At 64.6% G+C, this 15,651-nt stretch carries 16 protein-coding genes; 9 read left to right on the plus strand and 7 right to left on the minus strand.

Going from position 1 to position 15,651, the window contains the following annotated elements:
* The 3 genes from CK228_RS19245 to CK228_RS19260 form a co-directional block, all read right to left on the minus strand.
* Window positions 1-525: YgcG family protein (locus CK228_RS19245; protein WP_143750607.1), on the minus strand; the 525-nt coding region annotated here is incomplete at its 3' end.
* A gap of 4 nt (window positions 526-529) precedes the next feature.
* Window positions 530-1,297 carry a YgcG family protein gene (locus tag CK228_RS19250; protein WP_095774866.1) on the minus strand — a complete coding sequence of 256 codons (768 nt, stop codon included), beginning with the start codon at window positions 1,295-1,297 and terminating at the stop codon, window positions 530-532.
* A gap of 252 nt (window positions 1,298-1,549) precedes the next feature.
* Entirely contained in the window at window positions 1,550-2,188 is a 639-nt protein-coding gene (locus CK228_RS19260; protein WP_095774694.1) for a LemA family protein, read from the minus strand.
* Between the two features lie 163 nt (window positions 2,189-2,351).
* Between CK228_RS19260 and CK228_RS19265 the strand changes: the two genes are divergently transcribed.
* From CK228_RS19265 to CK228_RS19290, 6 genes are all read left to right on the plus strand, one after another.
* Window positions 2,352-2,603: a hypothetical protein gene (locus CK228_RS19265; protein ID WP_095774867.1), complete on the plus strand. Its 252-nt coding sequence runs from the start codon at window positions 2,352-2,354 to the stop codon at window positions 2,601-2,603.
* Window positions 2,604-2,616: 13 nt separating this feature from the next.
* Complete coding sequence (pdxY, locus tag CK228_RS19270; protein ID WP_095788866.1) at window positions 2,617-3,501, plus strand: pyridoxal kinase PdxY; 885 nt, start codon at window positions 2,617-2,619, stop codon at window positions 3,499-3,501.
* Window positions 3,498-4,268 carry a DUF429 domain-containing protein gene (locus CK228_RS19275; RefSeq protein WP_095788867.1) on the plus strand — a complete coding sequence of 257 codons (771 nt, stop codon included), beginning with the start codon at window positions 3,498-3,500 and terminating at the stop codon, window positions 4,266-4,268. Before pdxY ends, CK228_RS19275 begins: the two co-directional genes overlap by 4 nt.
* A gap of 147 nt (window positions 4,269-4,415) precedes the next feature.
* A complete protein-coding gene (locus tag CK228_RS19280; protein ID WP_095774697.1) occupies window positions 4,416-5,060 on the plus strand; it encodes a carbonic anhydrase in 645 nt (214 codons plus the stop codon).
* Window positions 5,057-5,491 (plus strand): nuclear transport factor 2 family protein, encoded by a 435-nt coding sequence (locus CK228_RS19285; RefSeq protein ID WP_095788868.1) that lies wholly within the window; start codon window positions 5,057-5,059, stop codon window positions 5,489-5,491. Before CK228_RS19280 ends, CK228_RS19285 begins: the two co-directional genes overlap by 4 nt.
* A 92-nt stretch (window positions 5,492-5,583) precedes the next feature.
* Window positions 5,584-7,638, plus strand: coding sequence for a M3 family metallopeptidase (locus tag CK228_RS19290; protein ID WP_095788869.1), 2,055 nt, complete (start codon window positions 5,584-5,586; stop codon window positions 7,636-7,638).
* 159 nt (window positions 7,639-7,797) lie between these two features.
* Here the strand turns inward: CK228_RS19290 and CK228_RS19295 are convergent, their stop codons facing one another.
* The 4 genes from CK228_RS19295 to CK228_RS19310 all read right to left on the minus strand — a co-directional run bounded on the left by CK228_RS19295 (window position 7,798) and on the right by CK228_RS19310 (window position 12,704).
* Window positions 7,798-9,273 (minus strand): M81 family metallopeptidase, encoded by a 1,476-nt coding sequence (locus tag CK228_RS19295; protein ID WP_095788870.1) that lies wholly within the window; start codon window positions 9,271-9,273, stop codon window positions 7,798-7,800.
* A gap of 23 nt (window positions 9,274-9,296) precedes the next feature.
* Entirely contained in the window at window positions 9,297-10,121 is an 825-nt protein-coding gene (locus CK228_RS19300) for a carbohydrate ABC transporter permease (RefSeq protein WP_095788871.1), read from the minus strand.
* Window positions 10,118-10,987 carry a sugar ABC transporter permease gene (locus CK228_RS19305; protein ID WP_010912213.1) on the minus strand — a complete coding sequence of 290 codons (870 nt, stop codon included), beginning with the start codon at window positions 10,985-10,987 and terminating at the stop codon, window positions 10,118-10,120. The genes CK228_RS19300 and CK228_RS19305 overlap by 4 nt, the downstream gene beginning before the upstream one ends.
* Before the next feature lie 484 nt (window positions 10,988-11,471).
* Window positions 11,472-12,704, minus strand: a complete 1,233-nt coding sequence (locus CK228_RS19310) for a sugar ABC transporter substrate-binding protein (RefSeq protein ID WP_095788872.1) — start codon at window positions 12,702-12,704, stop codon at window positions 11,472-11,474.
* 181 nt (window positions 12,705-12,885) lie between these two features.
* Here CK228_RS19310 and CK228_RS19315 point away from each other — a divergent pair, with 181 nt between their 5' ends.
* Genes CK228_RS19315 through CK228_RS19325 form a run of 3 tightly spaced genes read left to right on the plus strand, consistent with a single transcriptional unit; the run spans window position 12,886 to window position 15,650 of the window.
* Entirely contained in the window at window positions 12,886-13,656 is a 771-nt protein-coding gene (locus tag CK228_RS19315) for an SDR family oxidoreductase (protein ID WP_095788873.1), read from the plus strand.
* 2 nt (window positions 13,657-13,658) lie between these two features.
* A complete protein-coding gene (gene ugpC, locus CK228_RS19320) occupies window positions 13,659-14,726 on the plus strand; it encodes a sn-glycerol-3-phosphate ABC transporter ATP-binding protein UgpC (protein ID WP_095774704.1) in 1,068 nt (355 codons plus the stop codon).
* 42 nt (window positions 14,727-14,768) lie between these two features.
* Window positions 14,769-15,650 carry a MurR/RpiR family transcriptional regulator gene (locus CK228_RS19325; protein WP_095788874.1) on the plus strand — a complete coding sequence of 294 codons (882 nt, stop codon included), beginning with the start codon at window positions 14,769-14,771 and terminating at the stop codon, window positions 15,648-15,650.
* Window position 15,651: the final 1 nt, after the last annotated feature.

Raw genomic sequence — 15,651 nt, forward strand, 5'->3', positions numbered from 1 at the left:
CTCCTCCGGATTGCCTTCCAGCACCATGACCATGTCGTCGACGGCCTTGGAGATGCCGCCGGAGAAATCGCCGGCGCGGAACGCCGGCACCATGTCGTTTTCGATGATCAGCTTGGTGTGCAGGTCGGTCAGCGTGCCTTCCAGCCCGTAGCCGACCTCGATGCGCATCTTGTGGTCGTTCTTGGCGACCAGCAGAAGCACGCCGTTGTTCTCGCCGGCCTGGCCAAGCTTCCAGAAGCGGAACAGCCGGTTGGCGTAGGGCTCGATCTCCTCGCCGCCGAGGCTGGGGATGGTGGCGACGACGATCTGGTCGGACCCCTTTGTCTCGAAATCGGCGAGCTTCTGTGTCAGCGCCGCCTTGGTGCCGGCATCGATGATGCCGGCATTGTCGACGACGCGGCCGGTCAGCGCTGGCAATTCGGCGGCAAAAACCGCGAAGCAGGACAACAGCAGCGCCAGAACGGCCAGGACAACGTGGATCGTCGTGTTGAAACGGCCGGGCCTCGGCAAGCGGCGCGTCGTCATGCCTTCACCAACTTCCCGAGGAGCCGCCGCCGCCGGACGAACCGCCGCCGCCGGAAAAGCCACCGCCGCCCGAAGACCAGCCGCCGCCGGAACTGCCGGAGGACCAGCCGCCACCCGAGGAGGAGCGCCGGCCGGGCTCGAACGTCATGCCGAGCCAGCGATAGCGGCCGGGTCCAAGCTTCTTGCCGAAGATCGGCGGCAGGATGGAGGCGGCGATGCTGCCGAAGAAGATGATCGCCCAGATGCTGATGAAAATGGCGAAGAACAGGTCGTCGGAATTGAACGGCGCCTGCTGGTTGCGCTTGCCGCGCGCTTCCAGCTCCTCCGGATTGCCTTCCAGCACCATGACCATGTCGTCGACGGCCTTGGAGATGCCGCCGGAGAAATCGCCGGCGCGGAACGCCGGCACCATGTCGTTTTCGATGATCAGCTTGGTGTGCAGGTCGGTCAGCGTGCCTTCCAGCCCGTAGCCGACCTCGATGCGCATCTTGCGGTCGTTCTTGGCGACCAGCAGAAGCACGCCATTGTTCTCCTTGGCCTGGCCAAGCTTCCAGAAGCGGAACAGCCGGTTGGCGTAGGGCTCGATCTCCTCGCCGTCGAGGCTGGGGATGGTGGCGACGACGATCTGGTCGGAGCCCTTTGTCTCGAAATCGGCGAGCTTCTGTGTCAGGGCCGCTTTTGTGCCGGCATCGATGATGCCGGCATTGTCGACGACGCGGCCGGTAAGCGCCGGCAGGTCCGCGGCGCGGGCGGCCAGGGGGAGAAAAAGCAGGCTGGCAAGAAGGCCAAGAAGGGCGAGGTAAGCGCGAGGCCCCCCTCTCTGTCCTACCGGACATCTCCCCCTCGAGGCGGGAGATTGGCAGCTTCGTTGCCGGGTCTCACTTTGAGAGGCTGAACATTGGCGAAAGCCTGGACCACGACTGATCTCCCCCTTTGGGGGAGAGATGTCCGGCAGGACAGAGGGGGGTGTTTGCACGCCAGCGGTCCGTCTTGTGGCAAAGAGACGCTCAGCCGATTTCGCGAATTATCCGCCCTGCTTCGTGCCAAAATCGACCTTCGGCGGCTGCATCTTGTCTTCGTCGACGGTGAAGTTGGCGAAGGGCTCGTTGCCGCGGAACCAGAAGGTCGCCCACAGCACCGACGGGAAGGTCTTCAGCGTCAGATTGTAGTCCCTGACCGCCTGGATGTAGTCGCGCCGTGCCACCGCGATGCGGTTCTCGGTGCCCTCGAGTTGGGCCTGCAGCGCCAGAAAATTCTGGTTGGCCTTGAGGTCGGGATAGGCCTCCGACACCGCGATCAGCCGCGACAGCGCGCTGGTCAGCCCGGCCTGGGCATCCTGGAACTTCTTGAGGGCCTCGGGATCCTTCAGCGTTTCCGGCGTCACCGTGATCTGCGTGGCCTTGGCGCGCGCCTCGACCACCGCATCCAGCGTGTCCTTTTCATGCGAGGCATAGCCTTTGACCGTCTCGACCAGATTGGGGATAAGGTCGGCGCGGCGCTGATACTGGTTCAGCACCTCGCTCCAGGCCGCCCTGGCGTTTTCCTCCGCTGTCGGGATCGTGTTGTAGCCGCAGCCGGCAAGCAGCGGCAGCACGATTGCCATCATCAGGAAGGCGGGCAGCGTGCGGAATGGCGATGGTCGAGCAAGGCGCTGGGCGAGCATGATGGGGTCCCTCGATAGAAGTTGCATGCGAAGCATTACCACAATCGGCGCGCAAGAAAACGGCCTCGGCCTCCGGGCCAGCGACGGCATCCATCGCCTTGCCGCAAGGCCCTGTGATTGGCCGCGCGAACGCGATAAGGTCCGGTCAAAACGGGATATCATCATGGCGCAACGCCAGGACAGCGACAGGGAATCGCGCCGCATCCTCGAGCGCGTCGCGCGGGAGACCGATCCAGCCGGTACCTCCTTGGTGGCGCGGACGACGAAAGGCGTGCGCGACCATGTCTCCGCCGCCGATGCCGACCGCACCGATCCGATCGAGGTCTGGGGCACACGCATTGGCAGGATACTCGGCCTGCTTCTGGCGCTGGGCCTGATGGTCTGGCTCGTGCTTTTCCTCATCCGGGGCAGCTAGGAATCAAAAAACAATGAGCGCCGAAAAACCCGACGCGCCGCGTGCGGTCATCGTTATTTCCAGCCATGTCGCCCGTGGCTCGGTCGGCAATCGTGCCGCCGTCTTTGCGCTGGAGACCCTGGGCTTTCCGGTCTGGGCGGTGCCGACGGTCATCCTGCCCTGGCATCCCGGCCATGGGCGGGCGACGCGTATCGTGCCGCCGCTCGACCAGTTCAAGGCGCTGATGGCCGATCTGGAGCGCGCGCCATGGCTGGGCGAGGTCGGCGCGGTGCTGTCGGGCTATCTCGGCGAGGCCGGCCAGGCCGAAGCCGTCGCCTCGCTGGTCGCCGCCGTCAAGGCCAGGACGTCCGATGCCGTCTATATCTGCGATCCGGTGATGGGCGATTCCGGCGGCCTCTATGTGCCCGAGCCCACCGCCGCCGCCATGCGCGACCGGCTGTTGCCGATCGCCGACATCGCCACCCCCAACCGCTACGAGCTGGAATGGATGGCCGGCGCGCCGCTGCCCGATCTGAAATCGGTGATCGCGGCAGCACTCCATGCCGGCCCGTCGACGATGCTGGTCACTTCGGCACAATCGATGATGATTGGCGGCACCGGCAATCTGCTGCTCGACGGCACCCAGGTGCTGCTGGCCGAACATCGCCTGATCGACAAGCCGCCGAACGGCCTGGGTGATCTGACGGCGGCCGTCTACCTCGCCCGCATCCTTTCCGGCCAGCCGCCGATCAAGGCGCTGCAATCGACCACCGCGGCGGTCTACGAGATCCTGGCGCGCACGGCAAAGCGCGGCGGCGACGAGCTGCAGCTCGAAACCGACGCCCAGAGCCTGTCGCACCCGATGGCCATGGTGCAGCTGCGCCATCTCACGCATCCGGGGCGGCACCGCCGGGCGTGAATTCGGCCGGGGCGGTGCTAGTCGGCGCCGACGACTGCAAGGCCGGTTGGATCGCCGTGCGGCGCGGGCCCGGTTCAGCGCCCTCGGTTGAAATCTTCCCCAGTTTCGCGGCGCTGCTCGCGGCAACTCCCGACGATGCGATTGTCGCCGTCGACATGCCGATCGGCCTGCCCGAATTCTCCAGCAAGGGCGGCCGCGGACCGGAGGCGCTGGTCAGGCCGCAGCTTGGCGCGCGCCAGTCCAGCGTCTTTTCGATCCCGTCCCGTGCAGCGCTCTATGCCGACACCAGCGACTTCACCACTATCGAAGCCTGGTATGCCGCGCATCGCAGGGCAAGCGAGGTGGCAAGGGCCACATCCGACCCGCCGCGCGGCGTTTCCATCCAGGCCTTCGGCATCTTCTCGAAGATCCGCGAGATCGACGCCCTGCTGATCGCGCGGCCCGATCTGCGCGGCCGCGTCTTCGAATCGCATCCGGAAGTCGCCTTCTGCCGCCTGAATGACGACCGGGCCATGCTGCTGCCGAAGAAGATCAAGGGCAGCGTCAATCCGGCCGGCATGGCGGAGCGCAAGGCGCTGCTGTGCCGGCACGGCTATGCCATCGACTTTCTCGACCAGCCACCGCCGCGTGGCGCGGCCGCCGACGATTTCCTCGATGCGGCGGTCATGATGCTGACCGCCGGGCGCATTGCCAGCGGCAGCGCGAAGCCATTTCCCAACCCGCCACTCGCTGACGGTTTTGGCATACCGGTCGCCATCTGGGCATGACAATGTCGGCGGACGTCCCGCTTATGTGCATGGCGTTTATGACCAGCCCCAACAATTCTGCATTGCTCGCAACGGGCTTTTGCCGCTAGAGGCTTTCTCGACCGCAACGAGCTGCCGCCTCCAACCCCGGAAAGGCCTTAGCCGCCCATGCCTCATCTCCCCGATCACCTCCTCGCCGGCTATCGCAATTTCATGAATGGCCGCTACCTCACCGAGAGCGGCCGCTACCGCGAGCTCGCGCGCGAGGGGCAGGCCCCCGAGACGATGATCGTCGCCTGTTGCGACTCCCGCTCGGCCCCCGAAGCGATCTTCGACGCCGGGCCGGGCGAACTCTTCGTGCTGCGCAATGTCGGCAATCTGGTGCCGCCCTACGAGCCGGACGGCGAGTTCCATTCGACCTCGGCGGCGCTCGAATTCGCGGTGCAGAGCCTCAAGGTCAAGAACATCGTCGTCATGGGCCATGGCCGCTGCGGCGGCATCCGCGCCGCGCTCGACCCTAATGCCGCGCCGCTGTCGCCCGGCGACTTCATCGGCAAATGGATGAGCCTGATCGCGCCTGCCGCCGAAACGGTCTCCTCCAGCACCTTCATGACGGCGGTGGAGCGCCAGACAGCGCTTGAACGCATCTCGATCCGCTATTCCATCGCCAACCTCCGGACCTTTCCTTGTGTCTCGATCCTCGAGGGCAAGGGGCGGCTGTCGCTGCACGGGGCCTGGTTCGACATTTCGACCGGTGAGCTCTGGGTGATGAACAAGGAAACCGGCGATTTCGAGCGGCCGGTGCCGGAATGAGCGGTAAGGCGCGCCCGGTGAGGAACGTCCGGTCGGCCGTCTTCACCGCCGCCGCACTCCTGATAGCGATCATTGCCGCGCGGGCCGATGACGGCGCCATCATCAGCCGCTGGTATTCGGCGCTGCTGGTCGCCGACCGCACCGAACTCGCCGACCTGCTTGCCGACGACGTCCGCATCAAGCTCGGAGACCTTGGCGTCGTCCAGAGCAAGCAGGAATTCATCGCCGCGCTCGACGAATGGAAAGGCGCGGTTGCGGGCGCTGAGATCCGCCACCGCATCGAGAAGAGCGAGGGCGGCATCACCACGGTGATCGCCTGCTACGACTTCCCGGACAATGACATGCTGATGCAGGAAACCTTCGCGGTGGCCGGCAATCGCATCACCGCCAGCTCGCAGGCGGCAATCGCCGAAAACTGCGAAGCCTATTGAGGCGGATCGGCCAGCTGCCATATTGCGGCCTCGCTGGCCGCGCCCTACATCGGTGACACTCCCTCCTTCTTGACGCCAGCGAAAGACCCTCCATGCCCTCCACGAAAGCCGTCGACCTCGCCGCCCATCCGCTGACCGCGTGGCAGGGACCGCTCGGCCTGCCCGATTTCGCCCATATCGGCGACGGTGATTTTTCCGCGGTCTTCGACGCGGCGCTGAAGGCGCATGAGGCGGAGATCGACGCGATCGCCGGCAACAAGGATGCGCCGACCATCGACAACACGCTTGCCGCGCTGGAGCTCGGCGGCGAGGCGCTCGATCATGTCTCGTCGATCTTCTGGTGCCGCGCCGGCGCCTACACCAACGAGACCATCCAGGCGCTGGAGCGTTACATCTCGCCGAAGATGTCCAGGCACTTTTCGGCGATCTCGATGAACGAGAAGCTGTTTGCCCGCATCGACGACCTCTACCAGCGCCGCGAAAGCCTTGGCCTCGACGCCGAGACGCTGCGGGTGCTGGAGAAGACCTGGAAGGGTTTTGTCCGCTCCGGCGCCAAGCTCGACGCCGAAGGCAAGAAGCGGCTTGCCAAGATCAATGAGGAGCTGTCGTCGCTCGGCACCGCTTTCGGCCAGAACGTGCTGGCCGACGAGCGCGACTGGGCGCTGTTCCTCGACGAGGCCGACCTTGCCGGCCTGCCGGATTTCCTAAAGAGCTCGATGGCCGAGGCCGCCGAGATGCGCGGCCAAAAGGGGCGCTACGCCGTCACTTTGTCGCGCTCGATCTATGAGCCGTTCACGACCTTCTCGGAACGCCGCGACCTGCGCGAGATCGCCTTCAAAGCCTTCACCATGCGCGGCCAGAATGGCGGCGCCAGCGACAACACCGAAGTGGTGCGCGACATGCTGAAACTGCGCGCCGAAAAGGCCGGGCTGCTCGGCTACGCCTCCTTCGCCGCGCTGAAGCTCGACGACACCATGGCCAAGACGCCGAAGGCGGTGCACGACCTGCTCGATCCCGTCTGGGAAAAGGCGCTGGAAAAGGCCGCCGCCGACCAGAAGGAATTGGAGCGGCTGGCGGCGCAAGCCGGCAGCAACGAGAAATTCGCCGCCTGGGACTGGCGCTTCTACCAGGAGAAGCTGCGCGCGGAAAAATTCGCTTTCGACGAGGCGGAGCTGAAACCCTATCTGCAGCTCGACCGGGTGATCGACGCCTGCTTCGACGTCGCGACCAAACTGTTCGGCATCACCTTCGAGGAGAAGAAGGGCATCACCGCCTGGCACCCCGACGCGCGCGTCTTCGTGGTGAAAAATGCCGATGGCACAGAGCGTGCCTTGTTCCTCGCCGATTATTTCGCGCGGCCCTCGAAGCGTTCCGGCGCCTGGATGAGCGCGCTGAAGTCCGGCTATAGACTCGGCCACGGCTCGAAGCCGGTTATCTACAACATCATGAACTTCGCCAAGCCGCCGGCCGGCGAGCCGGCCCTGCTCTCGGTCGACGAGGCGAAGACACTGTTCCACGAATTCGGCCATGCACTGCACGGCATGCTGACCGACGTCACCTGGCCGTCAGTTGCAGGCACTTCGGTCAGCCGCGATTTCGTCGAACTGCCCTCCCAGCTCTACGAGCACTGGCTGACGGTGCCGGCCGTGCTTGAAAAGCACGCGCTGCACGTCAAGACCGGCGAGCCGATGCCGAAGGCGCTGCTCGACAAGATGCTGGCCACGCGTACTTTCGGCGCCGGCTTCGCCACGGTGGAATTCACGTCTTCCGCCTTGATGGACATGGCCTATCACGCCCGGCCCGAGGCGCCGGCGGAACCGCTTCGTTTCGAAGCCGAAACGTTGGAAGAACTCGACATGCCCAACACCATTGCGATGCGCCACCGCACCCCGCATTTCGGCCATGTCTTCTCGGGCGACGGCTATTCGGCCGGCTACTATTCCTACATGTGGTCGGAAGTGCTGGACGCCGACGCCTTCGCCGCCTTCGAGGAGACTGGCGATCCCTTCAACCCGGCACTGGCCGAAAGGCTGCGCAAGAACATCTACGCCGCTGGCGGCTCGAAGGACCCCGAGGAGCTTTACACGGCGTTTCGCGGCAAGATGCCTTCGCCGGAAGCGATGATGGTGAAGCGCGGATTGGTGTAGCACCTCTTCCTTCTCCCCTTGTGGGAGAAGGTGGATCGGCGCGCAGCGCCGAGACGGATGAGGGGTATTCCAGGGAACACCAACGCCTCACTCCGCTGGAGCACCCCTCATCCGTCGCCTTCGGCGACACCTTCTCCCACAAGAGGAGAAGGGAGAACCTTACGCCTTCCAAGGATCCGCAACCCTTGGCCATATCTTGCGCGTCAGCTTCCTGTAATCGGTCACCGCAGGATTGCTGGGATACGAACTTGGCGCCGTGACGTAGATGATCTCCGCCGCGATCGGCTCGAAGCCGGCGTAGAAATGGTTGGTCGACTTGATCAGCAGCATATCCTTGCCCAGCGGATCGACGCCAATATTGGAGAAAATGTCCGGCTCGAAAGTCTGGGTTCGGTTGGTGTTGAGGATGATGTCGACCTCGGTGCCTTCGATGCGCACCAGCGCGGTTGGACCGAGCGTCACCCGGCTCGGCCCGAAACTCTGCCAGCCCTCGGCAACGGCCTTCAGCACCTTGACGCGGGCGTCGATCGGTTCACCCGCCTGCGGCCCTGCCTTGCCGCCGAAACGCAGGTCGATGACCGCGCCCTCGCCGGCCGCCAGGCAGAAGGTGACGGCGATCGGATCCCAGATCGTCGCCACGCCGAATCTGTCGAGGCCACGCACCAGCATCTGACGCAGCACGAAGGTGCCGTCGCCGGGAACGCCGCCGCCGGGATTGTCCCATATGTCGGCGATGACCACCGGCTTGCCGGGGTTCTCGGCGCGCACCGCCAGCGCACGGTCGATGCCGTCGGCGGTATCGAGCATCGTCATCGCCGTCTTTTCGCGCATGGCATAGAGTTCCCGTCCCAGCCGCTCCGCCAGCGCGTCGCCCCCGGCCTTGTCATTGTCGGTGACGACGAGGATGCGCGTGCCCATTTCCGGCACGTCGGCGGCCATGAAGCCGTGGATCACTGAAACCGACAGCACGCCGTCCTTGCCGTGCAGCGCCTTGATGCGGTCGACGAAGGAGCGCATCGGCTCGCGGCTGGTCGGCAGCACCTGGATCATCCGGCAGTCGAAGGTCGAGATGACGGGCTTGATCTCGCCGCGCGCGGCGGCCAGCCCCAGCTCGACGACATGCTCGCCGCGTTCGTAGAAATCGGTGTGCGGGAATTCGAGGAAATAGGCCATGATGTCGGATGCCGCCACGCGCTTGGGCGTCAGATGGCTGTGCGGATCGAACTCGCAGGCGATCACCACGTCGGGCCCGACAATCCCGCGCACACGTTCCAGCAGGTCGCCTTCGCAATCGTCATAGCCTTGCGCCACCATGGCGCCGTGCAGTCCGAGAATGACCGCGTCGACCGGCAGTGCCGCCTTCAACTGATCGAGGATCTCGTCGCGCAGCGCCTCGAAGGTCTGCCGCTGCACCAGGCCGCCGGGCTCGGCCCAGGTCGCGGTGCCTTCGATCACGGTCAGCCCTTCCTTGGCCGCGCGCCGGCGCAAGGCGACGATCGGCGACGAGCACAGCGTCGGCGTCTCCGGATGCTTGCCCGGTCCGGCATAGAAGGCCATCTCGAACGATGCCCGGTCCGTCGGCACCGGCGAAAAGGTGTTGGTTTCCGTCGCCAGCGAGGCGGTGAAGATGCGCATGTAGGCTCCGTGGAATGCAAATTCTATTTGACGGCCCCGAGCGCCAGCCCGCGCACGAGGTAGCGCTGCAGCCAGATGAACAGGATCGCCACCGGCAATGTCGCCAGCAGTGTCGCCGCCATGACGTGATGCCACTCGATCGTGTAGCGGCCGGCGACGAGAGAAAAGACCTGGATCGGCAGCGTATAGCTTTCCTGGCTGCGCAGCATGGTCAGCGCCACGACGAACTCGTTCCAGGCGTTGATGAAGGTGAAGATGGCGGTGACCGCGATGGCCGGCAGGCAGAGCGGCAGGAACACTTTGCGCAGGGTCAGCCAGCGGCCTGCGCCTTCCATCCAGGCGGCCTCCTCGAGGTCGCGCGAAATGGTGTCGAAATAGCTCTGCAGCATCCAGACGGTGAAGGCGACGTTGAAGGCCATGTAGATGAAGCCGAGCGCCGTCGTCGATTCGACCAGCCCCCAGGCGGCCATCAGCCGGAACAAGCCGAGCACCAGCACGATCGGCGAAATCATCTGCGAGATCAGCAGGAACTGGCGGAAGGCGCCGTAGCCGGCAAAGCGAAAACGCGACATGGCGTAGGCAGCGGGAACGGAGATGAGGATGGCGCCGACCGTGGCGATGACCGAGACATAGAGCGAATTGGCCAGTGCCTGGCCAAAGCCGGTCGCCACCCACATGTCGGCAAAATTCGACCAGCGGAACTCGCTTGGCCACCATGTCGGCGACAGCACCTCCTGTCGCGGCTTGACCGCGGTGAGCAACATCACCGCGAAGGGAAACAGCGTCACCACGATCAGCGGCGCCAAAAGCAGCCAGGCGACGATGGTGCGTTTGAGTTTGCTGGTCATGCGCGCTGCTCCCGCATCGCCAACCGCACATAGATCATGGTGAAGACCAGCAATATGGCGAACATCACCAGCGACACCGCCGAGGCCTCGCCCAGTTTGCCGATGCGGAAGGCAAGCTTGTAGAGGTGGGTGACCAGGATGTCGGTCGAGTTGGCCGGCCCGCCCTGCGTCATCACCCAGATGATCGGGAAGGAGTTGAAGACGTAGATGGTGTTGAGCACGATGGCGATGTTTATGAACGGCTTCAGCAGCGGAAAGGTGATCTCGCGGAACTGCTGCAGCGGCGTGGCGCCCTCGAGCGCCGCCGCCTCGTAGAGATCGTCCGGGATCGACGACAGGCCGCCGAGGAAGATCGTCGTGGTGAACGGCACCGTCACCAATATGCCGATCAGCACCTGCATCGGGAACGCCGTCTCGGCGCTGGCCAGCCACTGGATGTTGTGGTCGATCAGGCCAAGGCCAAGCAGCGCCGAATTCAGCATGCCGCTTTCGCCGCTGAGCGCCCAGCGCCAGACCACCGCCGTCATGGTCAACGACACCGCCCAGGGCAGCATGATGATGACGCGGGCAAGGCCACGGCCGTAGAAATCGGTGTTGAGGATCATCGCCACCGGCACCGACAGCAGCAGCGCGCCGCCGACCACCAGCACAGTCCACACACCGGTGCGCCAGAGTGCCGCGACGAAGTCGGGATCGGCGGCAAGCGAGGCGAAATTGGCAAGGCCGCTGAACTCGCGCAGCTGGCCGAAGCGGTTGACGTCATGCGTCGAGATCTGGATCAGGTCCCAGACCGGCCAGAAGATGACGACCGCCGCCAGGAACAGGCTGGGCAAGGTCAGGAGATAGGGCAGGAAACGATTTTGCATCGGCTGGTTCGTACCGCGTTGCGGGTGGAGATTGGATTGCGCTGGCTTAACAGATTACTTTATCCCGCCTCGTTCTTCTCAGGGCCTTCAGGATTCCTTGCAAGCATCGGCGCTGCCCATCACCTGTCTGCCCGTCCTCCGCAGCCGTTGCGGAAGGGGCCTTTCCTCTCCCCCGTCGATCGGGGGAGAGGTGTCGAGCGAAGCTCGACGGAGTGGGGGTCGACCCTTGGGCAAGGCGACATTTGCGCCTAGTGCCCTTCCCGTGCCCGTTCGCGGCGGTTGCCAGGTGGTTCCCCCACTCCGTCTCGGCTTCGCCGAGCCACCTCTCCCCCCTCCGGAGGGAGAGGAAGGAGCCTGGCAGGGCGGCGCTGACACCGACGAACTATCCTTCTTCTCAAGTCGGCAAGGGTGTGGCGCGCCCCGCCTGAGTCTGGGGCGCGCCACGGGGCGCAGGGAGATACGCCCTATTTCTTCAGCACGGCCCCTATTTCTTCAGCACGGCGTTGGCCTTCGCCGCCGCGTCCTTCAGGCCTGCCTCGGGGTCGCCGCCGAGATAGATCTTCTGCATGGCGTCGGACGTGATCTGGGCGATCTCTTCCCAGCCCGGAATGACCGGCGCGAAACGAGCGTCGGGCAGCAGCGCGGTGAAGGCGGCGAGATCGGCATTGTTGACGTAATAATCCATCTTGGCCTCTTCCTTGTTCACCGGCAGGAAGCCTTCGCCTTGCGTGAACTTGGCGCGCTGTTCCGTGGTGAACAGGAAGTCGAGCAGCTTCCAGGCCTCATCCTTGTTCTTGGAGTTCTTGAACATGATGATGGAATCGGTGACGCCATAGGTCCCGCGCGCCCCGGTCGGGCCGGCCGGAATGGCCGCCACGCCGTATTTCAGCTTCGGCGCCTCGTCCTTGATCTGGTTGGACAGGAAGGGTGCGGTGATCATCATGCCGACCTTGCCCTGCTTGAACAGGTTCTGCACGTCCTCGCGGTTGTTGGAGGTCACGCCTGGCTCGGTCAGCCCCTCGTCGATCATCGACTTGTAGAGCTTGGCGGCTTCGAGCGCGCCCGGCGTGCCGAGGCCCGACGTGCCGTCCTTGTTGAGGATCTCGGTGCCTTGCGACCACATGGCGTAGTAGTAGTAGACGTCGGTCTCGATCTCCTTGCCCTGCAGGCCGAAGCCGAAGGTGCCGGACCCCAGCGCCTTGATCTTGCGCGCATCGTCCTGCAGTTCGGTCCAGGTCGCCGGCGGCTTGGCGATGCCGGCCTTCTCGAACAGCTCCTTGTTGTAATAGAGCGCGCGCGCCGAAGCGGCGATCGGCAGGCCGTAGGTCTTGCCGTCCATGATCGAGGGCGACAGGAAGGTGTCGATGAAGCGGCCCTTGAAGTCGGGCGTGATGTAGCTGTCGAGCGGTTCGGCGACGTCCTGCTGGACGAAGTCGATCAGCCAGCGCGTGCCGATGATCGACAGGTCCGCATTGGTGCCGGCGGTGATGTCGGTGGTCAGCTTCTGCAACAGCACATCCCACGGCACGACCTCGAACTTGATGGTGATGCCGGGGTTCTTGGCCTCGAATTCCTTCTTGACCGCTTCGAAATACGGACCGGTCTTGGCGCTGTATTCGGCGACGGTGACGCGCACTTCACCCGCATTCGCCTGCGCCGCGAAGGCCAGCATGCTCATTCCGGCCATCAGGCCGACAGTCCATTTGGCAAGGCTCATCTGATCTCTCCCATTGTTCCGCGCATTTGCGCTCCTTGTGCCGACGACGGGCACAAGATTTATGTGACTTTCCTACATTATCGAGGAATTCAGCGCATGCAAGTGGATTATCATGTTGCTTAATTACATTCATTTCAGTAACCTGCCGGCATCTGCCTGACATGCGGGAGGAGCAAGCGCCGTGGTTTCGAAAGCCGAATTCGAAGGCCGCTCTGTCGTCGTCACCGGTGCCGGCGGCGGCCTTGGCTCGGCGATCGTCGCATTGCTGGCCGGAAGGGGGGCGCGGGTGGTCGGCTGCGACCAGTCGCAGGAGGCGCTGGCAAGCCCGCACCTTGCCTCGCGCCATGTCTTCAACCTTCTCGACCGGGCTTCGATCGAGGCGGGGATCGCCGCTGTGCTGGACAGAGACGGCGTGCCCGATATCCTGATCAACAATGCCGGCTGGACGCGCGCCGAGACGATTTCCGCGCTCGATGCCGACAGGATCGAGCACGAGCTCGACCTCAATCTGACCGGGGTGATGACTTTCGCCGACCCCATCGTCAAGGCGATGGCGGCGCGCGGGTCAGGCAGCGTCGTCTTCATCTCCTCCGTCAACGCCATCGCGCATTTCGGCAATCCGGCCTACGCCGCGGCCAAGGCCGGCATCAACGCCTATGCCAAATCGATCGCCGTCGAACTCGGCCGCAGCGGCGTGCGCGCCAATGTCGTCTGTCCCGGATCGATCCGCACCGCCGCCTGGGACCATCGCCTGGCCAAGGACCCGGAAATCCTGGGCAAGCTCAAGCGCCTCTATCCGCTCGGCCGCATCGTCGACGCGGCGGAAGTGGCTGAAGCCGTGGCTTTCCTTGCCTCGGACCGCGCATCGGGCGTAACAGGCGTGGTGATGCCCGTGGATGCCGGACTGACCGCCGGCTGCCTGCCGTTCATCGACGACATATTGGGAGCGTGACCATGACCGACGTCCTGTTTCGCAACCTGTCGAAATCCTTTGGCCAGCATAAGATCCTCGAGGACATCAACCTCGACATAAGGAGCGGCGAGTTCGTGGTGCTGGTCGGCCCGTCCGGCTGCGGCAAGTCGACCTTGCTGCGCATGCTGGCCGGCCTGGAGACGATCAGTTCCGGAGACCTCATGATCGGCGGCACGCGCGCCAACGATCTGCCGCCACAGCAGCGCAACATCGCCATGGTGTTCCAGTCCTATGCGCTGTTCCCGCATTTGAAGGCCTCCGACAATATCGGCTTCGGCCCGAAGATCCGTGGCGAGAACCGTGCCGCCATCGACGACAAGGTCAAGAAGGCCTCCGGGGTGCTCAACCTCTTCTCCTATCTCGACCGCTATCCCCGCCAGCTCTCGGGCGGCCAGCGTCAGCGCGTCGCCATGGGCCGCGCCATTGTGCGCGAACCCTCGGTGTTCCTGTTCGACGAGCCGCTCAGCAATCTCGACGCGCAGTTGCGCGTCCAGATGCGCACCGAGATCAAGGCGCTGCACCAGCGGCTGAAATCGACCATCGTCTATGTCACCCACGACCAGATCGAAGCCATGACCATGGCCGACCGCATCGTCGTGATGGACCGCGGCCGGATCCAGCAGGTCGGCGCCCCGCTTGAGCTCTATGACCGGCCGGCCAACAAGTTCGTCGCCGGCTTTCTTGGCTCCCCCTCGATGAGCTTTGTCTCCGGCGCCCTCAAGGCGACGCCCGAGAAAAGCTGGTTCGAATCGGCCGGCGGCGGACGGCTTGCGCTTGCCGGCAAGGCGGCACCGGCTGGCAATGCGGTGGAGGCCGGCATCCGGCCTGAGCACTTCATCATCGGCGAGGCCGCCGACGCCATGGCGCTCAAGGTGGATGTCGTCGAGCCGACGGGCTCCGAGACCCATGTCTATGGCGCCATCGGCACCGATACGGTGCGCGCCGTGTTCCGCGACAGGGTGCCGGTCAAGCCGGGCGACCTGCTGCCGGTCTCGGTCGATCCCGGCAACATCCATCTGTTCGACAAGGCGACCGGCCTGCCGCTATAAGGCCTGCCCCGAGGGCAACGGCATGAAGACGAAACGACAGACATGAAGACGCCGGCAGACATCATCACGCGGCTGCAGCTGGTGTCGCAGGACGGCACCAAGTCGGATCGCCGGCTGGCCGGCCTTGTGCTGTCGGATCTCGATTTCGCTTCCAAGGCGGCAATCTCGGAGATTGCCGCGCGCGTTGGCGTCAGCGAACCGACGGTGACGCGCTTCTGCCGCAATCTCGGCTGCGAGGGCCTGCGCGACTTCAAATTCTACCTGGCCCAGGCCATCGCCATTGGCGGCCAGTATCTGTCGCCCGAACCGTTGAGCCGCGACGCGCGTGAACAGCGCATCGCCTCGGCCATCACCGAAGCGGCGATCTCGGCCATCCAGCGCGCCAGCGAGAACCTCGACATGACGACGCTGGTCGCCGTCGCCGAGCGGCTTGCGACGTCAGGCAATGTGCTGTGCATCGGCTCTGGCGGCATCTCCTCGATGATGGCGACCGAGATGCAGAATCGGCTGTTCCGCCTTGGCCTGCCGGTGCTGGCGCAGATCGATGGCCAGTTGCAGCGCATGTATGCCGCCGTAGCCACATCGGAAACCACCCTGGTCGCCTTTTCGGTGTCCGGCTATGCGCGCTCGGTCATCGAGGCGGTGCAGGTGGCCCAGCAATATGGCGCCACCACGGTCGCCATCACCGCGCCCGATTCGGCGCTGGCCAAGGCCGCCGACACGGTCATCCATTTGCAGCCGCTCGAGGACGGCAACATCTACAAGCCGACATCGTCGCGTTACGCGCTGCTGGCGATCGTCGACATGATCGTGACATCGGTTGCCGAGACGCGCGGTCCGAAGGTGCTGGAGAACTTGCGCCGCATCAAGCAGAGCGTGAACACGCTGAAGGTCGACGATCCAAGGCTCCCATTGGGGGATTGAA

Origin of the sequence: Mesorhizobium sp. WSM4312, assembly GCF_002294875.1 — a bacterium.
Taxonomy (GTDB): Bacteria; Pseudomonadota; Alphaproteobacteria; order Rhizobiales; family Rhizobiaceae; genus Mesorhizobium.